23 protein-coding genes are annotated in these 21,903 nt (G+C 47.3%); 15 read left to right on the top strand and 8 right to left on the bottom strand.

Annotation, left to right across the window (positions count from 1 at the left end; translation table 11 throughout):
• Nucleotides 1-26: 26 nt before the first annotated feature.
• From dnaG to ACI4WN_RS04150, 4 genes are read left to right on the top strand one after another with little or no spacing between them, the layout of a single operon-like run.
• Nucleotides 27-1,847: a DNA primase gene (gene dnaG, locus ACI4WN_RS04165; protein WP_439777094.1), complete on the top strand. Its 1,821-nt coding sequence runs from the start codon at nucleotides 27-29 to the stop codon at nucleotides 1,845-1,847.
• Nucleotides 1,837-2,961, top strand: a complete 1,125-nt coding sequence (gene rpoD / locus ACI4WN_RS04160; RefSeq protein WP_439777093.1) for an RNA polymerase sigma factor RpoD — start codon at nucleotides 1,837-1,839, stop codon at nucleotides 2,959-2,961. Before dnaG ends, rpoD (ACI4WN_RS04160) begins: the two co-directional genes overlap by 11 nt.
• A 50-nt stretch (nucleotides 2,962-3,011) precedes the next feature.
• Complete coding sequence (rpoD, locus tag ACI4WN_RS04155) at nucleotides 3,012-4,133, top strand: RNA polymerase sigma factor RpoD (RefSeq protein ID WP_439777092.1); 1,122 nt, start codon at nucleotides 3,012-3,014, stop codon at nucleotides 4,131-4,133.
• 36 nt (nucleotides 4,134-4,169) lie between these two features.
• Complete coding sequence (locus ACI4WN_RS04150) at nucleotides 4,170-5,306, top strand: sigma-70 family RNA polymerase sigma factor (protein ID WP_279201406.1); 1,137 nt, start codon at nucleotides 4,170-4,172, stop codon at nucleotides 5,304-5,306.
• A 65-nt stretch (nucleotides 5,307-5,371) separates the two neighbouring features.
• Here the strand turns inward: ACI4WN_RS04150 and ACI4WN_RS04145 are convergent, their stop codons facing one another.
• Together ACI4WN_RS04145 and ACI4WN_RS04140 are read right to left on the bottom strand one after the other, a co-directional pair.
• Nucleotides 5,372-6,208, bottom strand: a complete 837-nt coding sequence (locus tag ACI4WN_RS04145) for a M23 family metallopeptidase (RefSeq protein WP_439777091.1) — start codon at nucleotides 6,206-6,208, stop codon at nucleotides 5,372-5,374.
• Between the two features lie 14 nt (nucleotides 6,209-6,222).
• The gene (locus ACI4WN_RS04140) at nucleotides 6,223-6,663 is read right to left on the bottom strand and encodes an 8-oxo-dGTP diphosphatase (protein ID WP_439777090.1); all 441 of its coding nucleotides are present in this window, start codon (nucleotides 6,661-6,663) and stop codon (nucleotides 6,223-6,225) included.
• Between the two features lie 137 nt (nucleotides 6,664-6,800).
• Between ACI4WN_RS04140 and ACI4WN_RS04135 the strand changes: the two genes are divergently transcribed.
• From ACI4WN_RS04135 to pepT, 3 genes are read left to right on the top strand one after another with little or no spacing between them, the layout of a single operon-like run.
• Nucleotides 6,801-7,484 carry a tRNA (adenine(22)-N(1))-methyltransferase gene (locus tag ACI4WN_RS04135; protein ID WP_439777089.1) on the top strand — a complete coding sequence of 228 codons (684 nt, stop codon included), beginning with the start codon at nucleotides 6,801-6,803 and terminating at the stop codon, nucleotides 7,482-7,484.
• A gap of 9 nt (nucleotides 7,485-7,493) precedes the next feature.
• Nucleotides 7,494-8,291: a Nif3-like dinuclear metal center hexameric protein gene (locus ACI4WN_RS04130; RefSeq protein ID WP_439777088.1), complete on the top strand. Its 798-nt coding sequence runs from the start codon at nucleotides 7,494-7,496 to the stop codon at nucleotides 8,289-8,291.
• Nucleotides 8,292-8,321: 30 nt separating this feature from the next.
• Nucleotides 8,322-9,560, top strand: a complete 1,239-nt coding sequence (pepT, locus tag ACI4WN_RS04125; protein WP_154487198.1) for a peptidase T — start codon at nucleotides 8,322-8,324, stop codon at nucleotides 9,558-9,560.
• Between the two features lie 366 nt (nucleotides 9,561-9,926).
• On the opposite strand, the gene ACI4WN_RS04120 is transcribed toward pepT, so the two are convergent.
• From ACI4WN_RS04120 to ACI4WN_RS04110, 3 genes are all read right to left on the bottom strand, one after another.
• Nucleotides 9,927-10,112: an LBP_cg2779 family protein gene (locus ACI4WN_RS04120; RefSeq protein ID WP_008462405.1), complete on the bottom strand. Its 186-nt coding sequence runs from the start codon at nucleotides 10,110-10,112 to the stop codon at nucleotides 9,927-9,929.
• Between the two features lie 84 nt (nucleotides 10,113-10,196).
• Nucleotides 10,197-10,763: a signal peptidase I gene (lepB, locus tag ACI4WN_RS04115; protein WP_439777087.1), complete on the bottom strand. Its 567-nt coding sequence runs from the start codon at nucleotides 10,761-10,763 to the stop codon at nucleotides 10,197-10,199.
• 70 nt (nucleotides 10,764-10,833) lie between these two features.
• Nucleotides 10,834-11,667 (bottom strand): site-specific integrase, encoded by an 834-nt coding sequence (locus tag ACI4WN_RS04110; RefSeq protein ID WP_439777086.1) that lies wholly within the window; start codon nucleotides 11,665-11,667, stop codon nucleotides 10,834-10,836.
• A gap of 210 nt (nucleotides 11,668-11,877) precedes the next feature.
• Here ACI4WN_RS04110 and ACI4WN_RS04105 point away from each other — a divergent pair, with 210 nt between their 5' ends.
• Both ACI4WN_RS04105 and ACI4WN_RS04100 read left to right on the top strand, forming a co-directional pair.
• The gene (locus ACI4WN_RS04105) at nucleotides 11,878-12,678 is read left to right on the top strand and encodes an alpha/beta hydrolase family protein (RefSeq protein ID WP_439777085.1); all 801 of its coding nucleotides are present in this window, start codon (nucleotides 11,878-11,880) and stop codon (nucleotides 12,676-12,678) included.
• A gap of 110 nt (nucleotides 12,679-12,788) precedes the next feature.
• Nucleotides 12,789-13,349: a hypothetical protein gene (locus ACI4WN_RS04100; RefSeq protein ID WP_439777084.1), complete on the top strand. Its 561-nt coding sequence runs from the start codon at nucleotides 12,789-12,791 to the stop codon at nucleotides 13,347-13,349.
• 90 nt (nucleotides 13,350-13,439) lie between these two features.
• Here the strand turns inward: ACI4WN_RS04100 and ACI4WN_RS04095 are convergent, their stop codons facing one another.
• Nucleotides 13,440-14,438, bottom strand: a complete 999-nt coding sequence (locus ACI4WN_RS04095; RefSeq protein WP_439777083.1) for a D-2-hydroxyacid dehydrogenase — start codon at nucleotides 14,436-14,438, stop codon at nucleotides 13,440-13,442.
• A gap of 224 nt (nucleotides 14,439-14,662) precedes the next feature.
• Between ACI4WN_RS04095 and ACI4WN_RS04090 the strand changes: the two genes are divergently transcribed.
• Nucleotides 14,663-14,872: a hypothetical protein gene (locus ACI4WN_RS04090; protein WP_439777082.1), complete on the top strand. Its 210-nt coding sequence runs from the start codon at nucleotides 14,663-14,665 to the stop codon at nucleotides 14,870-14,872.
• Between the two features lie 9 nt (nucleotides 14,873-14,881).
• Here ACI4WN_RS04090 and ACI4WN_RS04085 read toward each other — a convergent pair whose 3' ends face one another.
• Complete coding sequence (locus ACI4WN_RS04085) at nucleotides 14,882-16,222, bottom strand: MATE family efflux transporter (RefSeq protein WP_439777081.1); 1,341 nt, start codon at nucleotides 16,220-16,222, stop codon at nucleotides 14,882-14,884.
• Between the two features lie 182 nt (nucleotides 16,223-16,404).
• Here ACI4WN_RS04085 and ACI4WN_RS04080 point away from each other — a divergent pair, with 182 nt between their 5' ends.
• Nucleotides 16,405-17,448, top strand: coding sequence for a zinc-binding dehydrogenase (locus tag ACI4WN_RS04080; protein WP_439777080.1), 1,044 nt, complete (start codon nucleotides 16,405-16,407; stop codon nucleotides 17,446-17,448).
• An 88-nt stretch (nucleotides 17,449-17,536) separates the two neighbouring features.
• On the opposite strand, the gene ACI4WN_RS04075 is transcribed toward ACI4WN_RS04080, so the two are convergent.
• Nucleotides 17,537-18,643, bottom strand: a complete 1,107-nt coding sequence (locus ACI4WN_RS04075; protein ID WP_439777079.1) for a DUF4767 domain-containing protein — start codon at nucleotides 18,641-18,643, stop codon at nucleotides 17,537-17,539.
• 176 nt (nucleotides 18,644-18,819) lie between these two features.
• Between ACI4WN_RS04075 and ACI4WN_RS04070 the strand changes: the two genes are divergently transcribed.
• From ACI4WN_RS04070 to ACI4WN_RS04055, 4 genes are all read left to right on the top strand, one after another.
• Nucleotides 18,820-19,671: an alpha/beta hydrolase gene (locus tag ACI4WN_RS04070; RefSeq protein WP_439777078.1), complete on the top strand. Its 852-nt coding sequence runs from the start codon at nucleotides 18,820-18,822 to the stop codon at nucleotides 19,669-19,671.
• An 88-nt stretch (nucleotides 19,672-19,759) separates the two neighbouring features.
• Complete coding sequence (locus tag ACI4WN_RS04065) at nucleotides 19,760-20,260, top strand: hypothetical protein (RefSeq protein ID WP_439777077.1); 501 nt, start codon at nucleotides 19,760-19,762, stop codon at nucleotides 20,258-20,260.
• 116 nt (nucleotides 20,261-20,376) lie between these two features.
• Nucleotides 20,377-20,859: a GNAT family N-acetyltransferase gene (locus ACI4WN_RS04060; protein WP_439777076.1), complete on the top strand. Its 483-nt coding sequence runs from the start codon at nucleotides 20,377-20,379 to the stop codon at nucleotides 20,857-20,859.
• Nucleotides 20,860-20,940: 81 nt separating this feature from the next.
• The gene (locus tag ACI4WN_RS04055; RefSeq protein ID WP_439777075.1) at nucleotides 20,941-21,435 is read left to right on the top strand and encodes a hypothetical protein; all 495 of its coding nucleotides are present in this window, start codon (nucleotides 20,941-20,943) and stop codon (nucleotides 21,433-21,435) included.
• Nucleotides 21,436-21,903 lie beyond the last annotated feature (468 nt).

The following is a 21,903-nucleotide window of genomic DNA, read 5'->3' as shown; positions in this document are numbered from 1 at the left end:
AGTTAAATCAAATAAAGGGTGATGAAATGGCTGGAAGAATTCCGGAAGAATTTGTCAATGAAGTTCGGGATAGCGTCAACATTGTCGACGTAATCAGCCAATACGTGTCACTTGAGAAGAGAGGCAAAGACTATGTTGGTCTTTGCCCTTTTCATCAAGAAAAAACTCCTTCTTTTAGCGTCAGTCCAGACAAGCAGTTTTTCTACTGCTTTGGCTGCCACCGGGGCGGTAACGTCTTCAAGTTCATTATGGAAAAAGAAGACCTGACTTTCCCAGAAAGCGTCAAGCAAGTTGCCGATTTTGCCGGCATCAGCCTGCCAGAATCCTACCAAGAGCAGCCGGTTAAGCTGAATCCTTTGATGGAAATGCACAAAGAAGCAGCAGATTTTTACCACCAAATCCTGATGACGACCAAGATTGGGGAGCGGGGGCTAGAATATGCCAGAAGCCGGCAGCTGGACGATGAAACCCTGAAGCACTTCCAAGTGGGCTATGCCCCAGACCGAGGCGACTTGCTGTTAACCTACCTAAGAGAGCAGGGCTTTGAAGATTCCTTGCTCAGCCAAAGCGGCCTCTTTGTCCAAAGTAAGGATGGCCGGCTCTTTGACCGTTTCCGGGACCGCCTGATGTTTCCGATGACCGATGAGGCTGGACACCCAGTGGCTTTTTCCGGAAGGCGCCTTAGCAACAATAAGGAAGAAGCCAAGTATTTGAACAGTCCGGAAACCAGCATTTTTAACAAATCAAACCTGCTCTTCCACTTTGCTGAAGCTAAAAAGCATGCGAGAAAAGAAGGTCACCTGGTGCTGTTTGAAGGGCACATGGACGTCATTTCTGCTTATAAGGCCGGCGTCAAGACCGGGATTGCCTCCATGGGGACCAGCTTGACCGAGCAACAGGTCTACATGATTCGCCGGATTACCAAGAACGTCATCATCAACTATGACGGTGACGACCCAGGCTTGCACGCCGCTGAGCGAGCAGTCGGCCTCTTCAAGCAGGCCGGCAACTTCAACTTAGGCATCGTCGTTTTGCCGGAAAAAATGGACCCCGATGAATACGTCAAGCAGTATGGGGCCGAGCATTACCAAGGGGCCATCAAGGGTGCCATTTCGACGACAGACTTTTTCCTTTACCGGCTTAAGCAAAAATACAACCTCAATAATGAAAGGGAGAAGGTTAACTACCTGGCCGAAGCAATTCAGGAAATTGCTGGTTTGAACCCAGTTGAACAGGATCTTTACGTAAACCGCTTGTCTGAAGAAAGTGGGGTATCCGCTGAAGCCTTAAAGGTTAACTTGTCCCGGGCCAGACGGCGCAACCGCCGGGTTGAGCAGCACACGAATTACCAGCTGCCAGAAGAGCCGGCATCGATGCCGGAAATGGTCCAGCCAGAGTCGCCCTTAAAATTGAAGGCGCAAAAGGCTCAGCAGCGCCTCTTATATGCCTATATCTATTCAGATGAGGCCAGAAAATATTTGCTGGAAAATGGCTTTGTTTTTCCAGAAGCCAGCTATGAAAAATTAGCCAAATTGTGGCTGACCTATATTGAAACCCATGAAAAAGTTTCAATTAAGGAGTTTTTAGATTTTATTCCTGACGAACTTCAGAGTATAATTGTTAGTACTGATATAATGGAGTTACCAGGTACAATTACCTTGGAAGAACTCGAAGCACAAGTTCGGGTACTCAACTTGTGCAAGATTGACGAAGAAATTGATCGGCACATGCAGGCGATTGCAGCCGCCAAGAGCCGGGGCGATCAATTATCGGTTTTAAGAGAGACGCAGGCAATTTTGCAACTGCGGCAATTAAAGCGGCAGGAGGAGGCAGCCGGTGACAGATAAGACGAATAAAAGATCTGGGAAGGACCAGCTCAGCCTAGAAGCAGCAGTGAAGCTGGTAGTGGAAGAAGTTAAAGGCGACCGGCAGATTACCGAGCTGGCTTTTACCCAAAAGTTAATCAGACCCTACAAGCTGGAAGGGCAGGCTGTCGATCAACTGGTGCAAGAATTTGAAGACAGCGGCATCAGCATCGTGGATGAGGCCGGCAAGCCGTCAAGACTGGCCTTGACCAAGCAAAAACACGTGGAAAAGGCTGAATTAAACAGCATGGCGGCCCCAAGCGGGATCCGGATGAATGACCCGGTCCGGATGTATTTGAAGGAAATTGGCCGAGTCAACCTCTTGTCCAGCGAAGAAGAAGTGGCCTTGGCCAAGCGGATTGAGGCCGGAGACGAAGAAGCCAAGCAAGAGCTGGCAGAAGCCAACTTGCGCTTGGTTGTTTCCATTGCCAAGCGCTATGTCGGCCGGGGGATGAACTTTTTAGACCTGATTCAAGAAGGCAACATGGGCTTGATGAAAGCCGTTGACAAGTTCGACTACCGCCTGGGCTATAAGTTCTCCACTTATGCCACTTGGTGGATCCGGCAGGCGATCACCAGAGCCATTGCCGACCAGGCGCGGACGATTCGGATTCCAGTCCACATGGTCGAAACGATCAACAAGCTGATCCGGATCCAAAGACAGCTCTTGCAAGACTTAGGCCGAGATCCTGAGCCAGAAGAAATCGCGGCTGAAATGGACATTACGACCAAGAAGGTCCGGGAAATCCTCAAGATTTCACAAGAACCGGTTTCTCTGGAGACGCCAATTGGTGAAGAAGATGATTCTCACCTAGGCGACTTTATCGAGGACAAGGATGCCATGAGCCCAGAGCAGCACGCAGCTAATGAAATGCTGAAAGAACAGCTTTCAGAGGTTCTAAGCACTTTGAGCGAGCGCGAAGCAGACGTTTTGCGCCTCCGCTTTGGCTTAGACGATGGCAAAACTCGGACGCTAGAAGAAGTGGGACAGCATTTTGACGTGACCCGCGAGCGGATCCGTCAGATTGAGGCCAAGGCCTTGAGAAAGCTGCGTCATCCAAGTCGCAGCGGCCAACTGCGCGATTTCCTTGATTAGTTTTGCTAGCTAAGAAAACAGTATTGACGATAAAGAGTGAAGGCGATCAAATGACAGACAAAGCAAAGAGCGCTGCCAAGGACCAGCAACTGTCCCTGGCTGATGCGGTAAAGATAGTTGTTAAGGATGTCAAAAAGCAAAAGCAGATTACAGATAAGGAATTCACTGATCGTTTACTTAAGCCTTATCAGCTGGAAGGCAAAGCCGTTGACCAGCTGGTGCAGGAATTTGAAGACAATGGGATCAGCATTGTCAACGACAAAGGGGAACCTTCAAAATTAGCCTTAACCAAGCAAAAGCACGTGGAAAAGGCTGAACTGGAAAATCTGGCAGCCCCAGGCAGCCGGATGAATGACCCCGTGCGCCAATACCTAAAGCGGATCGGCCGGGTCAACCTTTTGACTGGGAATGAAGAAGTTGAATTAGCCAAGCGGATTGAAGCTGGAGACGAAGAGGCTAAGGAAGAATTGACCAATGCCAACTTGCGGTTAGTGGTTTCCATTGCCAAGCGCTATGTTGGCCGGGGGATGAGCTTTTTAGACCTGATTCAAGAAGGCAACATGGGCTTGATGAAGGCAGTTGACAAGTTTGACTACCGCCTTGGCTTCAAGTTCTCCACTTATGCCACTTGGTGGATCAGACAGGCGATCACGAGAGCAATCGCTGACCAGGCTCGAACCATCAGAATTCCGGTTCACATGGTTGAAACCATCAACAAGCTGATCCGGATCCAAAGACAGCTCCTGCAAGACCTGGGACGAGACCCTGAACCGGAAGAAATCGCAGCCGAAATGGACTTGCCGGTTAAAAAGGTCAGAGAGATCCTCAAGGTGGCTCAAGAACCAGTATCGCTGGAAACTCCAATTGGGGAAGAAGACGACTCCCACCTTGGCGACTTCATCGAAGACAAGGATGCCACTAGTCCTGAGCAGCACGCAGCCAATGAGCTGCTGAAGGATCAGCTGGCAGAAGTCCTTGACACTTTGACTGACAGAGAGGAAAATGTTTTACGTCTGCGCTTTGGACTTGATGACGACAATCCTCGGACACTGGAAGAAGTGGGCCGGGTCTTTGGCGTAACGCGCGAGCGGATCAGACAAATTGAAGCCAAGGCTTTGAGAAAGCTGCGGCACCCAAGTCGAAGCAACCAGCTTCGCGACTTTTTAGAGTAGTAAATTAGCAAATTAATAATGAACAGGGCGGATTGAATGGCAAAAGAAAATGCTTCTAACGTAAATGATTTTCCACTGGAAAAGGCAGTAAAAATGGTGATTGCTGGTCTCTCAAAGACCAAGCAAATCAGCGAAAGAGACCTAAAGGCACGGCTTTTGGTCCCATATCAGCTGAACCAAGAAGATACTGCCAAGCTGGTTGAACAGTTTGCGGATAGTGGGATCAGCATTGTCGATGATCAGGGCGAACCATCGAGCCTTGCATTGAAAATTCAGGAGGAAGCTGAAAAAGAAGAGAAGAAAGAATTAATCAATTCTAGTGACAGCGACCGGGTTTATGATTCCGTCCGCATGTACTTAAAAGAAATCGGCAAGGTGCCGCTTCTCAGCCGGGATGAAGAAGTAGAAGTGGCTAAGCGGATTGAAGCCGGGGATGAATCAGCTAAAGACGAACTGGCAGCTGCCAACTTGCGGCTCGTTGTGTCGATTGCCAAGCGCTATGCCAAGCACAATGGGAAGATGGGTATCTTGGACCTGATCCAGGAAGGCAATATTGGTCTGATGAAGGCCGTTGACAAGTTTGATTACTCCAAGGGCTTTAAGTTCTCTACTTACGCCACTTGGTGGATCAGACAGGCCATTACCCGGGCTTTAGCTGACCAAGACCGGATGATCAGAATTCCAGTTCACGTGGTTGAAAGCATCAACAAGATGAACCGGATCCAGCGGGTACTCCAGCAGGACTTGGACCGGGATGCCAAGCCAGAAGAACTGGCTGCGGAAATGGATGAGCCGCTTCAAAAGGTTCAAGAAATTTTGACGGTAGCCAAGAACCAGGAAACTGATTCTCTGGACAAGCCAGTTGGTGAAGAAGGGGATTCCCAATTAGGCGACCTGCTGGAAGACAACAAGGCAGTTAACCCAGAAGAATACACGGCCTTTGAAATGCTGAAAGATCAGCTGTCAGGGATGATGGACGACTTCTTGACCGAAAGAGAGGCTAAGGTCTTGACTCTCCGCTTTGGTCTAGGCGATGACGAACCCCACACCCTGGAAGAGGTTGGCCGGGAACTGGGCGTGACCCGGGAACGGGTGCGGCAGATTGAAGCCAAGGCAGTTAAAAAGCTCAAGCACCACTCAGACATGCTGCAGGACTACTTCTCAGCTGAATAGGCAAAGAAGCCAAAAAGAAAGGACACTCAAGCGAGTGTCCTTTTTGCATGCGATTTAAAAATTTACTATTTGATAAAAGACTTGATGTAGTGGTAGAGGTGCTTGGATTCTTCGGCCTTCAGCTTAGCCTTTTTAGCAGCGAGTTTCTGGTTGTAAGCTTCCGCTTCTTGATTGTAGGCGTCAACTTCTTGGTTGTACTTCTTGACATTGGCTTGTGTAGTAAAGCTGTCAGTAATCAGCTTCATTGGGTTTAGCCAAGTGCCGTTGTCTTTGTAGTAGTTCTTGTAAGGGTGGCCCTTTTTGGTAATGTAATCCTTGCTAGTCTTGGTGACGCCCAGATGGAGGTGGGAGTCGGTCAGGCGGCCGATCTTTTGACCAAGCTTGAGCTTTTGCCCAACCTTCACGCTAATGTCGCTTCGGTTAAGAAAGGCTTCTTGGTAAATTTCGACATAGCCATCATCAGAAACGACCCAGACATAGTAGTCAAGCCCTTGCACGTAAGCAATCTTTTTGACCGTGCCTGGGTGGACCGCCAAAACGGGTGCCTTGTTGCCGACCTCGCTCCAGCCAAAGTCCCAGCCATCATGGAAGTAGGACTTCTTCGGGTAGGTCCGCCGGCAGATGTCGGTTTGGCCATAGCGCTGACCCGACAAATATTTGATCTTTTTGGTGTAGCATTTGGCAAAAGGATAGCCCCAAATTTTGGACTTAGCAACGGTTTTCTTTTTCTTTAAGGCCTTAGGCTGGGTTGCAACCAGCTTAATGTCATCAGCTACTGGGTAGCTGTGAATGTAAAAGCCGGCAAAGGCGAAGAGGCCGATGAAGACCAAGATGGTCAAGATGGTTCGCCATCTTTTGCTGCTTTTCTGCTTCTTATTTTTCTTGTTTTTACTTTTACTCATACTCTTCTTACTCATTAATACAGCAAGTCTCTTTCATTGGTCAGCATATGTTCGTCAAGCTCTGGATTTAAAAAGAGCTTGAGGTCTTGGTCAAAGTTATGGGCGAGACGACGCTTCTTGAGGTCGGCAATCTTGACCCATTCTAGCTTGCCTTCGCTTGATGCCTTCATTTTTCCTTGAAAGTGGTCAGCCCGGTAGAAGAAGACCAAATAGCGGTGGTCATTTTTGTCAAAAAATTGCTTAAAGCCAACCAAGCGGGGATGGTCAATCTCCAGATTGGTTTCTTCTTTCACCTCGCGAATAACTGAGTCATGAACCGATTCATGCCTTTCCACATGCCCGCCTGGAAAGGCGAGGCCGGGCCAAACCGGGTCTTCCCGGTCGATGGTTAAGACTTGGTCTTGATCAACGATCATGCACATGTTGGTCAAGGTGACTGCTTCAGTGCGATCCATTTTCCCTTAAAAGCCTCCTTAGCTTTTGATAGTCAAAACTTCTCTTTATTATAGCATGCTGGTTAATTTTTTGCAGAAAAGCCCTTTTGATCGGGCAATTATGATAAAATTTATTTCTGTAAAGGAGCAGATTTTCAATGAATTTAAGACTAAATCGTCTGGCAGAGATGGTAGATCCTAATAGCCGGGTTGCCGACATTGGGACCGATCATGCCTATTTGCCAATTAGACTGGTAGAGCAGGGCAAGGTCAGCTACGCCATCGCCAGTGACGTTGCTAAAGGCCCATTGGCCAATGCCGAAGCCGACATCAAGGCAGCGGGCCTAGCTGACCAGATCGAAACCCGTCTCGGTTCAGGCCTTGAGACCGTGAAAAAAGAAGACCGGATCGACACGGTCGTGATCGCCGGCATGGGCGGCAAGCTGATGGTGTCCTTGCTTGCCGAAGCAGCTAGCCGCGGCGTTTATTACCCAACCCTGGTCTTAGAAGCCAATATCGGCGAAAACAACGTCCGCCAGTGGCTGATGGATAATAAGTACGAAATCGTCGAAGAAGACATTGTGGCCGAAGCCGGCCACATTTACGAGCTGATTAAGGCCAAGCTGACCGACCAAGTGCATCCTTTGACGGTCAAGGAAATGGATTTTGGTCCACTCTTACTCAAGCAAAAGAGCCCCGTTTTTTACCAAAAATGGGAAGGGCAAGAAAAGTACTACCAAAAGCTGCTGGCTAACTTGAACAAGGCCAAGCAAAAAGACGTAGTGCGGATCAAGCAAGTAGAGGACTTGCTAGCCATGATCAAAGAAGAACTGGCTGATTAGGAGGAAAAGATGACTCAGGTAAAAGAAATCGTTGCAAAGCTGAATGAATTTTTTCCAGAAGCAATTGCCACTGAGGGTGACCCAGTTGGCTTGCAGATCGGGTCACTCGCAGCGCCGGTAACCAAGATCATGACCACCCTGGACGTGCGGCCCAACGTGGTCGATGAGGCGATTGAGCGGGGCGTAGACCTGATTGTCAGCCATCACCCGCTGATCTTCCGGCCGGTTGATAATTTGGACTATAGCGACCCGCAAAAGGCCATGTACGCCAAAATTATCGCTCACGGCATTACCGTTTACTCTATCCACACCAATTCTGATAAGGCGGAAGATGGATCAAGCGACTGGCAGGCCCAAGAACTAGGCTTAGAACAGGTCGCACCTTTTGCCCTTGACAAAGACGGCATCGCCATTGGCCGGCAGGGCTTTTTGCCAAAAGCAATGACTGCCCGGGACTTTGCTGAATATGTCAAGGAAAAAATGGGCGTGGACATGGTGCGTTTAATTACAGCTGATGAAGCAAAGACCATCAGCAAGGTGGCTTTCGTCTGCGGGGACGGCAACAAGTTCTGGCGGCAAGCCCTCAAGGACGATTGTGATGCCTACATTACCGGAGATGTTTACTACCACACGGGCCATGACATGATTTCTAGCGGCCTGACCGTGGTCGACCCAGGCCACTACACAGAAAAGCTCTTCAAGTACGAAGTGGCTAAGCGCCTCCAGCACTGGCAAAAAGCGGCCGGCTGGCAGACCGAAATCTTGATCAGTGAAGTATCAACTGATCCTTTTCACAATATTTTTTAGATAGATTTTTTACCAGGAAGGAAAAGAAAAATGGAATATCCAACCCTGTTGCCAAGATTTTTAAAGTACGTCAAGATCAACTCCCGCTCAGATGAGCACGCAGACCGCTTCCCATCTACCCAAAGAGAAGTGGACTACCAAATGGTGATCATGGAAGAATTGAAGGAGCTTGGCTTAAGCGACGTCCACTATAACGAAAAGGCTGGGACGGTCATCGCAACGATTCCGTCAAACGTTGACTGGGATGTACCAGTAATGGGCTTTTTGGCTCACTGCGACACGGCTGACTTCAACTCCGAAAACGTTAAGCCGCAAATTACCGAAAACTACGATGGCGTATCCAAGATTCAGCTGGGGGACAGCGAATTTTACTTGGATCCAGCCGTTTTCCCGAACTTAAAGAAGTACAAGGGGCAGACTATTATCTCTGCTTCTGGTGATACTTTGCTCGGTGGGGATGACAAGTGCGGCGACAGTGAATTGGTTACTTTCGCCGAATACCTCTTGGCTCACCCAGAAATCAAGCACGGGACCATCCGCCTGGGCTTTACCCCGGACGAAGAAATCGGGACTGGTGCTCAGCACTTTGACGTAGAAGACTTTGGTGCTGAATTTGCCTACACGGTAGATGGCGAAGGCCCAGGCAAATTGGACTGGGGGACTTTCTCAGCTGCCCAATTTGAACTGGATATCCAAGGCGTCAACGTCCACCCAGCCGTTGCCAAGGGGCAAATGATCAACGCCATCCAAGTGGGGATCGATTTCCAAAACTCCCTCCCTCAAGATGAAGTGCCAGAAAAGACTGATGGCGAACAAGGCTTTTACCACTTGATGGACTTCTCAGGAACGGTTGACAATGCCCACCTGGCCTACATCATCCGCGACTTTAAGCGCGATGGCCTGGAAGCCCGCAAGAACCTGGTTAAGGAAAAGGTTGCCGAATTAAACGCTAAGTACGGCGAACGGATCAAGTTGAAGATGTGGGATCAATACTACAACATGGCTGATGAACTGGCCAAGCACATGGAAATCATCGACCTGGCTCGGGATGCTTACAAAGCCTGCGGCTTAACCGAAATCAACGAAGAACCAGTTAGAGGGGGTACGGATGGTTCCCAGCTTACTTACATGGGCTTGCCATGTCCAAACCTCTTTGCCGGGGAAGAAAACATGCACGGCCGTTATGAATACACGGTTTTGGAATCCATGTGGAAGGCTGTTGACGTCATGATCAAGATGGCCGAACTGAACGCGGAAAGAGCTAAATAGAATAACCAGAAAAGACTGCTGATTAGCCAGCAGTCTTTTTTGTTAAAAAGCTTAGATCACATGTTCTGTGAATAACTTTGGTGGAAAAAGGGTAAAAAAAGAGTGTGAAACAAAATATGCTGTTAAGCCTTTACAGTCTTTTTAACGAGAATGCGATAATACCGACGTTAAAGGCTTGTTAACCAGACTTAAAAAATAATGATAGCAAGTTAAACTGTTAAGAAAAAATAGATATAAAAGCTGTAATACCGGGGATTATTGCATTTTACATTTTTTCGCAAGTGTAAAATATCTAGCGTGGAACATTAATAAGAAGCAAAAAGGAAAAATGGCAAAAGAAAAAGGCAGTCAGTTGACTGCCTTTGATTACATTTGTGACTGGATGTAGTCGAGCATTTGGTTGACTTCATCACTGGTGAAGTTGCCCCGGCCTTGCTTCATAGCGTGGACCTTTTCTACTGAAAGGTGGCTAGCAAAGGCCAAACTCGTGTCACTTACGTCGTGCTTGCTTTGAAATTCGATGATTGTGTCTGAAAGTTCTTCTGGTTTCATGATCTTCACTCCTTCATCTTCATAAGTTAATTTTACCATTTTTTAAGGATGAAGGCGTGAACTTAAAAGAAAACTTCCGAAAAATTAGTAAAAATTAGTGCTGATCTTGGTGACCGGCCAGTAGCGGAGAACAACCTTACTCAAGAGGTAGCTGCGCTTAACTTGACCGAAGTAGCGGGAGTCCTTAGACACGTCTCGGTGGTCACCCATGACCCAGTAGTAGCCCTTCTTGATTTTCACCTTGAAGTTGCTGGTGTAGTTGGACCCAGCCAGGTTGTCGGCCTTCTTATATTTGTTATTAAGGTATGGCTGAGCGACCTTTTTGCCGTTGATATAGAGGACGTCATTTTTTGATTGGACAGTGTCGCCAGGCAGGCCGATCACCCGCTTGATGTACATGGCGCCGGCTTGGTCAGGGGCCTTGATGATCACGACGTCGTTACGCTTAGGAGTAAATTTGCGCACTGCAATCAATCGGTCGCCATCTTCAAAGGTTGGCTGCATAGAAGGGCCAGACACGACTTCGTTAGCCAGGAAGAAGGAGAAGATTACATAGTAGATTGAGGCAAAGATCAAGAACATGACTAAAACGTCACGGAAAAACTTGCCCCAGCTTTCTTCCTCAGCTGGCTTTTGCTGCTTTTTCGTCATTTGTTAAAAAATCTCCTTTTGTTTTCTATTAAATATTATAGCCTATTTTCGCAAACTGGTAGTAAAGTAATCACCGATTGTTCTCATTCTGCTTCTTTAGTCGTTCAAGGTCAAAGGGAATCAAGTTGCTCTTAGTAGCATAAAACTGGTAGTAAGCCAGGCTTTTGGAATTAAGGTGGAGCTTTTTCATAAGCTCTATATCAGAATACTCCTGCTTGCTGATTAAGCTGTAAACAAAGGATATGCGGACATTGGTCAAGGTCAGCGGCATGGGAGCCAGCAGTTTTTTATCGGCTTTGACGTGCTGCATGACATTGTTGGTTGAGGCGTAAGGCTTGCCGGACCGGGAGGCAAAAATGTAGGGATCGGGACTGCCTTCATGCTTAGTTAGACTGTTTTCCAGCTGTTTTTTGACAAGATCATCAGAAAGTTGATCTTTCACATCGCCCCAAGTTAAAGAAAGCAGCTCCTTACTTTCGTAGCCTAGCGTCGTTAAGGCCAGCAGCCAGAGGGTGTCCGGGTGGTGAATATAGGGGATGAGCTCTGCTAAATGGTCGGGCCAGCCAACCACAAAGGTCTTTTGCCGGTCAAAAGTGAAGCCCTTTAAGTCCAGCATCCGGTAAGTTGGCGTAATGCCGGCAACGGCTAAAAAGTAGAAGTACTTTTTAAAGTAGCTGATGTACTTGTTGATGGTAGTGATCGAGAGGCTCTCCTTTTCCCTTAGCTGTAAAAGGTAGTCGCGGATGTCGCTGGAAGTGATATCGTTTACATCAACTGAGGAAAAGTTGACCCGGCCATAGGTAAAAAGCAGGTTTAGGCAGTAATTGGCATTGTCGATGGACTTGTCGCTTAGGTTTTCGGCTGCCCGGCACCAGTTTTCAAAGTCTGTTTGGTGGGGATACATATCATTACCTTCTTTCTCCCGTTCGTTACTGCAATTAGTTTACAACAAAGCGATCTACTTGTCTCAAAGCAAATCTTAAGAATTTTAACTCGTTAAGATCATCATTTCTACTAATGACGATCTTTTTATCTTTTACTTTTATTTAGTAAAAGGGGGACCTTGCAAAATGTGGTAAAGTTGTAGTAAATACTTTACTAAGGGCGTGAAAAAATGGACAATAAGGAATTTTTTATCGATTGTGACGGGATGCCGGTCCATGCTAAGCTGGACTTTCCTAAAAGTAAACAGGATAGCTATCCGCTCTTGATTATTTTTCACGGCTTTACCGGCCACATGGAGGAGCGGCATATTGTGGCAGTTAGAGATGCTGCTAATCGCGCCGGCTATGCGGCCTTGCGGGTGGAGCTATACGGGCACGGGGCCAGCGGTGGCAATTTTGCTGACCATACGATCTTAAAGTGGCTGAACCAAGCCATGGAGCTTGTGGCTTATGCTAAAAAACTCCCATTCGTTGATAAAATCTTTTTGGCCGGGCACTCCCAAGGCGGGCTGACTGCTTTGATGACAGCCGGGATGCTGCCAGGAGAGATCGCAGGTCTCATTCCCTTGTCACCAGCTACAGTGGAAGTTTATGGTGCCCGAAAAGGGGAGCTGTTTGGCGTCAAGTTTAACCCTGAGCAGGTGGAAGACGAATATTTACTGCCAAGGAAAAATCGCAAGCTGAAGCCAGAATTCTTTTTAACCCTGCGGCTGCTTCCCCTAGAACGAGCAGTGGCCAGTTACCATGGGCCAGTTTGCCTGATCCACGGGACGAGCGACCAAACTGTACCATTTGACTACGCCAAGATGCTGGCCGGGATGGAGCGGAAAGCAACTGGCGACTTCACTTTTGTGCCAATTGCTGGGGCTGACCACAACTATACTGGGGATGGGCAGCTGGCTGAGGTCACTAGTACAGTAAAGAATTTTTTAGAGAAACAGGGGCTTTTGCTGCAAGGTCGAAGTGACTAAGTAGAAGCTTTTTTATAAAAAATTATTTCTTGATATAGATCATTTTTTGTTAGATTCTTTCTCGCTATAATGATTACATAAATAAAGCAGTAGCAGAAAGGAAAACTGACATGAAAAAGTATATTGCGAAAATTGAACCATTGAACGCCCTGAAGATTGGCTACGAAGCTCACGGCCAAGCTGAATTTACGGTGGAAGGCAACAACCTGCACATCAAGGTAGAAATGTTCGACACCCCAGAAAACATTGAACACTGGGAACACTTTCATGGCTTCCCAGATGGTAAGGAAGCAGCAGTGCCAACTATTGAACAAGACACCAACCTGGATGGCTACATCGACTTGATCGAAACTGAACCAGTTTCTGGTACCACCATGGTGCCATTTGACGATGCACCGCACGAAATGAACATCCCTCACGATGGCTACCCAGTTGCTGACGCAAACGGCCACTATGAATACGAAAAGGATGTGCCGCTGGACAAGCTGCAAGCTAAGTTCAAGGAAGCCTTCGGCTCAGAAGACCTGCAATTAGACAAGCGGGTTGTCTACGTTCACGGCATCCCTGACTCTCTGGTCCTGCCAGATACGGTGGCTGGGGAAGTGATGTGCTACAGCGCTAACACCACCTTGCCAATTGCTGCCGGCAAGATTGAAGCTGTCCAAGACTAATTTTTTCGCTAATCTCCAACAATTACATTACTTTACTAGCAAAAAGCCACTGGAACGATTCCAGTGGCTTTTGTCTTAGTTTTGATCGATTTACCCATTTACAATGGTTCTGACGCGCTGACCATTAGCGATCTTCACTTGGTCATCGAGGCACATTTGCACCATGTTGCGGATTGACGTGGTGGTGTAAAAGGCAGCGTGAGGGGTGATGACAACATTTGGCATCTTGGAGAGGGTCTTGAAGTCTTCGGGAATCTCGTCATCGCTGATCCCCTTGTGGCTAAAGTAGCTGCTTTCGCCAGCTAAGGTGTCAAGACCAGCCCCGGCAATTTCACCGCTTTGCAGGGCCTTGATCAAGGCTTCAGTATCAACCAGTTCGCCCCGGGCACAGTTGATCAGGTAGGCAGAATTCTTCATTTCCTTTAATTGGGCTTCACCGATCATCTTTTCCGTTGATGGGAACAGCGGGGTGTGGAGGGAAACGATGTCTGCTTCTTTTAAGACCGTATCAAAGTCGGTATAGGTCAAGAATGGCTCAAATTCTGGGTTGTAGGCTACGTCGTAAGCGATGACCTTGGCCCCCATGGCGCTGAAGATTTGGGCAACAGCGGAGCCGATGTGGCCCACCCCGATGAGGCCAACAGTCAAGTTGTAGATTTCGTTGCTGATCATGTCGGCTGGCCAGGTGAAGTCATGGTCATGGTCCATCCGGTACTTGAAGATCCCGATCTTTCTGAGCAGGTACATGGCCTGGGTAACCGTCATTTCGGCAATAGCGCGCGGGGAGTAGACTGGCACGTTGGTGACCAAGAGCTCATACTTTTTCGTATAGTCAAAGTTGATGGTGTTAAAGCCGACAATCCGGAGGCCAATGCACTTAACCCCATATTCGTGCAGCTTCTGGTAGACTGCTTCATCGGCGATTGGGCCAAGCGGCTTTAAGGAAACGCTGGTGCAGCCTTCTGCCAAAGAGACGGTTTCAGCGGTTAATGGCTTGTCGGTCGTGACGACTTCAACATGGTTCTTTTCGACCCATTCGTTGATATGCTCAACTTCAATGGGAGCGACATTGTACATTGCAATTTTCATAAATTTGCTCCTTTTACCTTTTGCTTTGTTTTACAAGTCTATTGTAGTAAAAAAGGAAATTATAAGAAAGGGCTTTTAACAAATCAAAACAAAAGAAGCATTCAAGTGCTTTTTCTTACAAAAAATAAGCTAGTCTGTTATACTTTTTCCTATCGTGATGATTGAGACGATCAAAAATACGGTAAAAAGTAGAAATAGACAAAAAAGTAGAAAGTTAGAACAATATGTACCAAGACCAGCAAATCATCCACCTGGCTATGAGCTTGACCAGCAAGTTTGAAGAATACTTTGCTAAAAAGAACGCCATTATCCTGCCAGAAACTGAGTTTACAGAAGCAGCCAAGCTAAAGAAATTGTTGCCAGAAGACCAGGCTCAGACCTTTATCGACACTGCCTTAAAACTGGCGAAAATGGACTTTAGCCAAAAGAATTAAGCCATCAGCTTAAGCTGATGGCTTTTCTAGTTCTTTAAAGTTAAGATTTTTCCGGTAAAGAGCGTAGCCGAGCAGGCAGGTGAGGACGTCGCTGACGGCTTGGGCCCAGAGGATGCCGTGGTAGCCGGCAAGATTTTTGAGCAGCTCTAGGGCAAAAAAGTAGATAACGCCTTGCCGAGACAAGGCCATGATCAAGGCGCCAAAGCCGTTGCCTGTTGATTGAAAAACAGTCGTGAAGACTAAGATTAGGCCAACAAAAGGCGTGGTGACCAGGGTGGCCAGCAGCATGTAACTGGTGTTTTCGATGATGGCTGGTTGGTTCATGAACAGAGCTGCCAAAGGATGCGCAAACAAGAGCAAAAGGCTGGCTGAAATCGCGGCGTAGATAACCTCGGTCATGATGTCAAAACGGAGAATTTCCTTGAGTCTGGACCAATTTTTAGCCCCATAGTTGTAGCCAATCAGTGGCTGAGAGCCAAAGGCAAAGCCGACCATGACTAAAACGACAATGTTGTAAATTTTTTGAGTAATGCCAAGTGCCGCCACCCGGCTAGCTCCGTAGCCAGCCAAAGAAGAAGTTAATAGGGCCATGCCAAAGCTTTGGGCAAAGTTAGTAATGGAGCCAGGGATCCCGATCTCCATGATCTCCTTGATGCTGACGCCATCAATTTTGACCAGCTTGGGGTCAAGGGTAACGTAACGAGCCTTTTTATTGACATAGTAAACCAGCATGAACGAAGTAACGGCATAGCCGATCACGTTGGCAATCCCCACGCCCCAAGCGCCCATTTTGAAAACAAAGAGGAAAATAGGGTCCAAGATGATGGCGGTAATGGTTCCAACCAAGGTGGTCATCATCGATTCTTTAGCTAGGCCTTCGGTCCGGATGAGGTTTTGCGGAATGACGGAATAAACGATAAAGACGGCGCCAAGAGCAATGGCCCGGTAAAAGTCGCTGGCAGCCTGGTAGGTGGCAGGCTTAGCGCCTAAAAAGCCCAGGATCGGCTTTTCAAAGACCAGCATGAGGACGGTGGTTAAAAGACCTGATGCAATCCCGGCATACTGGCAAAAGCTGGTGACGCGTTTACTTAAATCAAAGTCTTTTTTCCCATATAGGCGAGAGACGAGTGAGGACCCGCCAAGACCGAAAATATCTGAGATGGCGATCAAAAAGGTAAAGAGCGGCGCACCAACGGTCACGCCGGCTACGAGGTTGGTGTCGCCGGTTTGGGCCACGAAGAAGGTATCGGCCAGGTTGTAGATCATCGAGGTGATCATGGCTAAGACCAAGGGCAAGGACAGCTGGAAGTAGACCTTTTTCACTGGAGCCTTGGCAAAGAGTTCATCCATTTTCTTTTTTCTCCTAACAATAACAATTGAACATTGATTCAATTTTAGCATAGTTGACAAAAGAAAAAATGAGTGTTTTTTTTCAAAAAACGGCTTGACTTAAACTTAGCTTTAAGTCTTAGAATGAGCTTGTAAGTTGAAAATGTTAGTAATACTATTTCTCAGATAATTAGGAGGAAAACATGAAAGCAGCGGTATTTGAAGAAGCAGGTAAAGTTGAAGTTGAAGAAGTGGCGATGCCAACCATTCAAGACCCAGAAGACGTGATCATCAAGGTGGTTAGAACCTGCGTCTGCGGGTCAGACCTGTGGGCTTATTCAGCTGGCGATGCCAAGGAAAAGCATTCTGTCAACGATGGCCACGAAGCCATTGGGATCGTGGAAGAAACCGGCAGTGCGATTACGACGCTAAAAAAAGGCGACTTTGTCATTGTACCTTTCACCCACGGCTGCGGCCACTGTGCAGCTTGCTTAGCCGGTTTTGACGGAACCTGTGACAACCACCCAGGCTACTCTAACTGGGGCGATGGCTCACAAAGTGAATATGTCCGCTTCCCATACGGCAACTGGGCCTTAGTCAAGATTCCGGGCAAGCCAGAAGACTATACGGAAGGGATGCTGAAGAGTCTGTTGACCTTGGCAGACGTCATGGCGACTGGCTACCACGCAGCCCGGTCTGCCAACGTTCAACCTGGCGACAAGGTGGTGGTCATCGGTGACGGGGCGGTTGGCCAATGTGCAGTGATCGCGGCTAAGATGCGCGGTGCTTCACAAATCGTGATCATGAGCCGGCACGAAGACCGGCAACAGATGGCGCTTGAATCAGGGTCAACCGCCTTTGTTGCTGAAAGAGGCGAAGAAGGCATTGCTGAGGTTAAGGAAATCTTGGGTGGCGGCGCTGATGCAGCCTTAGAGTGCGTTGGCTCACAAGCAGCGATGGACCAGGCTTTGGGCGTCTTGCACAAAGGCGGCCGGGTTGGCTACGTGGGCGTGCCACATGAAGATGGCTTAAACTTAGGGATGCTGTTCTCCCACAACATCTCAGTTGCCGGCGGCAGTGCCAGCGTCACGACTTATGATAAGCAAATCTTGCTGAAGGCGGTTTTGGACGGCGACATCAACCCTGGCAAGGTCTTCACCAAGACCTACAAGCTGGACGAGATCAACCAAGCTTACCGGGACATGGCTGACCGTAAGACCATCAAGTCGTATGTAGTGGTGGACTAAGCCAAAAAATGAAAAGATAGAAAGAATTTGAGTTATAGAAGTTAAAAAAGATCCGAATCATTGATTCGGATCTTATTTTTGATTCAAATTAGTGGGTAAGCTTGGACTTCATCAGGTTGAGCATGGTGGAGTCAGCTGGGCTAAATTTCAGAACCTTTGGGTGGTCCATGTAGTTGTTGGCTTGCGCCACCGCCCAGGAACTGTTCTTGGTCCAGCGATCATCTTGGAATTCAGCCGGTACGTCAAAGACGCGAATGGTGTCGTCGCTGATTCTTTGGAAGTATACCTGACCTGCTGCATGAGGTTGCGCCCTAACTTCATAGGTGTTTTTAGGAAATACGCGGGTAACAGCTTTGTTAACGTTGCTGGCAACATTTTTGCCAGATACATCATTAAAGAAGAGCAATTGGATTTCGTCTTGCTTAAAAGTGTTATAGATGTCGTCGCCTTCTTCATGTTGTCTTAGGAAGGTATAGAAGGCCTGCACTGCTTGATCATCTGAAACTGGGAGACCAGCTGAGCCATTATCAGTTGCCGTGTTAGAGTTAGCAGTGTGGCTGGTGCCAACAATCTTGTTGAAGCCGTTCTTTAGGTTAACGTTTTTAGTTTCTCTGAAGCCCAGATTGTTCCGGGCATTACCCTGGTTTTGCATGGTCACCAAGACAACTGGCTTACCGTTATAAATGGTAAAGAAGTAGAGGTGCTTGTCCGCATATCTAGCGCTAGCCGCATCGGAATAGCAGGCGACGATCAAATAAGTGTTTTGAGCTTCTTGACCGGTAGTTGACCACTTAACCGCCACTTCATTGTTGACGTCATCCACTGAAACTGGATACTTGCCGCTTAACTGATCAGCAGGAGCCTTGGTTCCGTAGAAGTCAACTGGGCTAGACGGCGTGTATGACACATACTTTTGCTTCATTCCGGCGCCCCAACTAGCCATAAAGCTGGCAAGCTGCTGGCTCTTTTGACTGTCCCAAAGAGTCGTTTGCTGGCTGCTTGAGCTAGAGCTTGCACTTGCTGAACTGCTTGAGCTGGCTTGGCTGGATGCAGATTTAGAACTTGAAGAGTTCTTTTTGACAACTTTGGAACTAGCTTGACTAGCTTGCTTATTTTGACTGCTGCTTTGTTTTGAGCAGGCGCTTAAACTGATAGCAGCAAGGACGGCTGCTGAGCATAAAATACTTTTCTTCATCTTTTTTCCTCAATGATAATTATTAATTTCTTTTACCGTTTAATTGTAGCACAAGCTTGTTTTAGCTTCCGGGAGAAATTGAAAAAGCATTAAGTTTCTAAAGCTCTTGACTTAAAGCTCACTTTAAGTAATACAATAAAATAAAAGCTAATCTTGATTGTGAAGGGAAAAATTAAATGAAAAATAAAAATATACTCTTAGGCATGGTGGCTGCCGCCAGCTTCTTTTTAACGGCCTGCTCCAGCCAAGCTGACACCAGTAATAAGAAAACCGTCGTTACCGGCACCCCGACCATCTTCTTCCATGGCTATGGGTCCAGCTATCATGCTGAAGAGCACATGGTGAATGCTGCTAAAAAGGCTGGCGCTGTTGATTCGGTTATTCGCGCGCAGGTTGCCAAGTCGGGGAAAGTGACCCTTTACGGAACCTGGAATAAAGATGCCAAAAATCCCGTGGTGGAAGTGGGCTATGACAACAACCGCTCCCAAAACTATAAGCTGTTAGGCCAATATGCGACCAATGTCGTGAAAAAGCTGCAAAAGCGCTACGGCATTAAGAAGATGAACATGGTCGGTCACTCCCAAGGCAATGTCTCCATTATTTACTACATGCTGCAAAACGGCAGCAACCAGAAGATGCCAAAATTGATCAAGCAAGTCGACATGGCTGGCCACTTTGCTGGCTTGAATTTTGACGGCATGCCAGCTGCCAGTCGCCAGCCAAAGGGGCTCAAGCTGGATAAAAACGGCAAGCCCAACAAGATGAATGCGACTTATAAGGAAATGACCGGCGTGCGCAAGACTTATCCTAAAGGCCAAGTCAGTGTTTTGAACATTATTGGCGACAAGGGTCATGGCACGGATGGGACGGTCGAAAACATCTCCTCACTAACCTTGAAATACCTGGTTGCTGACCGGGCGAAGTCGTACAAGGTGGTCAAGTTTACCGGCAAAATGGCCCAGCACTCCAAGCTCCATGAAAATCCTAAAGTGGATAAGGTCTTGATCAAGTTTTTGTGGGGCAAATAAGCCATTTTTTACCAAAAATGCTAAAATTAAGGTGAAAACCTTTGGTCTCAAAGAGAGCGGCTTTTTAGCATGAAGTGGGGTAAGAGCGATGGCTAAATTTAAAAACTATCACTTGGACAAGTACATCGATTTTGAGGACAACTATGGCCCGATTATCGAAGAAAGTCCGGAAATGGGGCAGATCCTGCTGGACAACAAGGACTGCCTGGAAATGTTTACTAGAGAGCTGGAAGCAAAGTTTACGGAGAAAACGATCCGTAAGCATTTGTCAAATGTCGAAGTCTACTTAAATGACTACTTGGCTCTCCGCTTGGGCGAAGGCCCTGTCGAGGGATGCGATGTCGGCAACTTAAACAGCTTCTTCTCCTGGATGCCAAGCCACTTAATGTACAGCGGCGAAAGCACCGTTAAGGACACCATTGCCGGTCTTAAGCGCTTTTTCAAGCTGATGCTGGACAAGGGCGTGATTGAAAAGGCTGAGTATCAAGAGTTCCTAGAAACGGTCAAGGACAACAAAGAATACTGGCTGGAAGAAATGGCTCAGTTCAACAACTTCGATGATGACAGTGACTTCTTCTTTGACTATTAAAGAAAAGGCGACCTATTAGGTCGCCTTTTTGAGTGTCTTTGCTTTCTTTTTGCCAGCTTGATCTGCTAAAATATGCATCAACCTTAAAAAAAGATAAAAAAGTGAGGATGTTGAAGATGGAATTTCAGATAGAACAGATCAAGCTAGAATATAACGAGGGAATTGAAGCCGTCATTAGGTCCTGCCTGGTGGAATTTGGGGCAGATCATGAGGGGACGGCCTGGACAGACCCAATGCTGGGGCGTTTCTCGGAACTCTATGAGGCAGAGGCTAGCGACTACTGGGTGGCCGTTGATGAAGGAGGCAAAGTGGTTGGCGGCGTTGGCGTTGGTCCCTTGCCTGGAGCCCCTGGCGTGTGTGAACTGCAAAAAATGTACTGCTTGTCTAGCGCCCGCGGGACCGGGGTGGCCGGACAGCTGCTAAACCGGGCCTTAGAATATGCAGCAGACCATTATTACCAGGTATATCTGGAAACTTTTGAGAGCATGATCGCTGCTCAGAAGTTTTACCGCAAGCACGGCTTTGAGCAGATTGCGAACCGGATGGGTGACACCGGCCACTATGCTTGTGACGTCTTTTTCTTGAAGGATCTTAAGTAGTTTGTCGCCTGGCAGTTGACCACTTTTTTCCAAAAAATGCTATTGTGAAGAAGAGAATCAAGTGGAAAAAGGTGACAAAGGATGTCTGACAATAAAAGCGAAGCACTGGCTGCTTATCTAAAAGAGCACCTGGTGATCATCAAGCAGCGAGAAGACCTAGAAGATAGCATGCCGCTAATCTTAGGCGGGGTCATTGACCATGAACAGGATTTAAGGGAGCAGCTGGATCAGGTGGGACCGACTTTTCAAGAGTACCTGTGGGGACTGATCAAGGAGAAAGGAATGAAGAATTCCGAGGTTTACCGGGGGGCCAATATCAGCAAGCAGCATTTTTCCAAGCTGATGGCCAAGGCTGACTACCATCCAAGCAAAAATACGGTGTGTGCCCTAGCAATTGGGTTTAAGCTAAATTTGGACGAAGCAGAAATATTGCTGGAGGTGGCCGGCTACAGCTTGAGCAAGAGCAGCCGCTTTGACCTGGCGGTGGAATATTTTTTGAAAAATCGTCTTTATAACATCGTGGAAGACAATATCCTGCTGGACCAAAATGACTTGGAGCAGCTGGGAACACAGTAATTAGGAATTAAGGATTATTACTTTGATTAAACTAGATAAAAGTATGCTGTATGTATATGATCAACTTGCTTTACTTTTTTGAGAAACATAGTAAAATAAACAGTAGATCAATCCCCCCCACGCAAAAAGGATAGACATTATGTCATCCGGTTGGGGGGTTTTTATTTTTGGTGAACGAGTACTTTTTGTACACGTTCACTTTTATTTTTTTGTTCCCGTTCTCTTTTTGTTTGGCTGGCGCTATAATTAAGAAGTGGGAAATATGAAGATGGCAAAATCAAAACTACAAGGTTGTACTTTATGAAAGGTGCAATAATGGAATACAAACAACTTAGTTACGATGAGCAGTTAAAACTTTTTGCCAAAAGAGGGTGCTCTGATTTGCTTTGGCAAATAAAATACAAGGATGTTAGTGAAAAAGAAAAAAATGAGTACGAGCGAAGTCTTCGTACTATAAGCAGCATTGGT

This window comes from Lactobacillus sp. (assembly GCF_051893255.1).
Taxonomy (GTDB): Bacteria; Bacillota; Bacilli; order Lactobacillales; family Lactobacillaceae; genus Lactobacillus.
This window is presented reverse-complemented; position numbering and strand designations above follow the sequence as displayed.

What these genes read in the sequence shown, in the direction of transcription:
- ACI4WN_RS04110 (WP_439777086.1), bottom strand. Translation starts at nt 11,667, where the DNA reads ATGTATCCCCACCAAACAGACTTTGAAAACTGGTGCCGGGCAGCCGAA.
- ACI4WN_RS04130 (WP_439777088.1), top strand. Translation starts at nt 7,494, where the DNA reads ATGACTCAGGTAAAAGAAATCGTTGCAAAGCTGAATGAATTTTTTCCA.
- ACI4WN_RS04085 (WP_439777081.1), bottom strand. Translation starts at nt 16,222, where the DNA reads ATGGATGAACTCTTTGCCAAGGCTCCAGTGAAAAAGGTCTACTTCCAG.
- rpoD (WP_439777092.1), top strand. Translation starts at nt 3,012, where the DNA reads ATGACAGACAAAGCAAAGAGCGCTGCCAAGGACCAGCAACTGTCCCTG.
- ACI4WN_RS04075 (WP_439777079.1), bottom strand. Translation starts at nt 18,643, where the DNA reads ATGAAGAAAAGTATTTTATGCTCAGCAGCCGTCCTTGCTGCTATCAGT.
- pepT (WP_154487198.1), top strand. Translation starts at nt 8,322, where the DNA reads ATGGAATATCCAACCCTGTTGCCAAGATTTTTAAAGTACGTCAAGATC.
- ACI4WN_RS04150 (WP_279201406.1), top strand. Translation starts at nt 4,170, where the DNA reads ATGGCAAAAGAAAATGCTTCTAACGTAAATGATTTTCCACTGGAAAAG.
- ACI4WN_RS04145 (WP_439777091.1), bottom strand. Translation starts at nt 6,208, where the DNA reads ATGAGTAAAAGTAAAAACAAGAAAAATAAGAAGCAGAAAAGCAGCAAA.
- ACI4WN_RS04065 (WP_439777077.1), top strand. Translation starts at nt 19,760, where the DNA reads ATGGCTAAATTTAAAAACTATCACTTGGACAAGTACATCGATTTTGAG.
- ACI4WN_RS04080 (WP_439777080.1), top strand. Translation starts at nt 16,405, where the DNA reads ATGAAAGCAGCGGTATTTGAAGAAGCAGGTAAAGTTGAAGTTGAAGAA.
- ACI4WN_RS04100 (WP_439777084.1), top strand. Translation starts at nt 12,789, where the DNA reads ATGAAAAAGTATATTGCGAAAATTGAACCATTGAACGCCCTGAAGATT.
- ACI4WN_RS04055 (WP_439777075.1), top strand. Translation starts at nt 20,941, where the DNA reads ATGTCTGACAATAAAAGCGAAGCACTGGCTGCTTATCTAAAAGAGCAC.
- ACI4WN_RS04140 (WP_439777090.1), bottom strand. Translation starts at nt 6,663, where the DNA reads ATGGATCGCACTGAAGCAGTCACCTTGACCAACATGTGCATGATCGTT.
- ACI4WN_RS04090 (WP_439777082.1), top strand. Translation starts at nt 14,663, where the DNA reads ATGTACCAAGACCAGCAAATCATCCACCTGGCTATGAGCTTGACCAGC.
- ACI4WN_RS04060 (WP_439777076.1), top strand. Translation starts at nt 20,377, where the DNA reads ATGGAATTTCAGATAGAACAGATCAAGCTAGAATATAACGAGGGAATT.
- lepB (WP_439777087.1), bottom strand. Translation starts at nt 10,763, where the DNA reads ATGACGAAAAAGCAGCAAAAGCCAGCTGAGGAAGAAAGCTGGGGCAAG.
- ACI4WN_RS04095 (WP_439777083.1), bottom strand. Translation starts at nt 14,438, where the DNA reads ATGAAAATTGCAATGTACAATGTCGCTCCCATTGAAGTTGAGCATATC.
- ACI4WN_RS04135 (WP_439777089.1), top strand. Translation starts at nt 6,801, where the DNA reads ATGAATTTAAGACTAAATCGTCTGGCAGAGATGGTAGATCCTAATAGC.
- ACI4WN_RS04120 (WP_008462405.1), bottom strand. Translation starts at nt 10,112, where the DNA reads ATGAAACCAGAAGAACTTTCAGACACAATCATCGAATTTCAAAGCAAG.
- ACI4WN_RS04105 (WP_439777085.1), top strand. Translation starts at nt 11,878, where the DNA reads ATGGACAATAAGGAATTTTTTATCGATTGTGACGGGATGCCGGTCCAT.
- dnaG (WP_439777094.1), top strand. Translation starts at nt 27, where the DNA reads ATGGCTGGAAGAATTCCGGAAGAATTTGTCAATGAAGTTCGGGATAGC.
- ACI4WN_RS04070 (WP_439777078.1), top strand. Translation starts at nt 18,820, where the DNA reads ATGAAAAATAAAAATATACTCTTAGGCATGGTGGCTGCCGCCAGCTTC.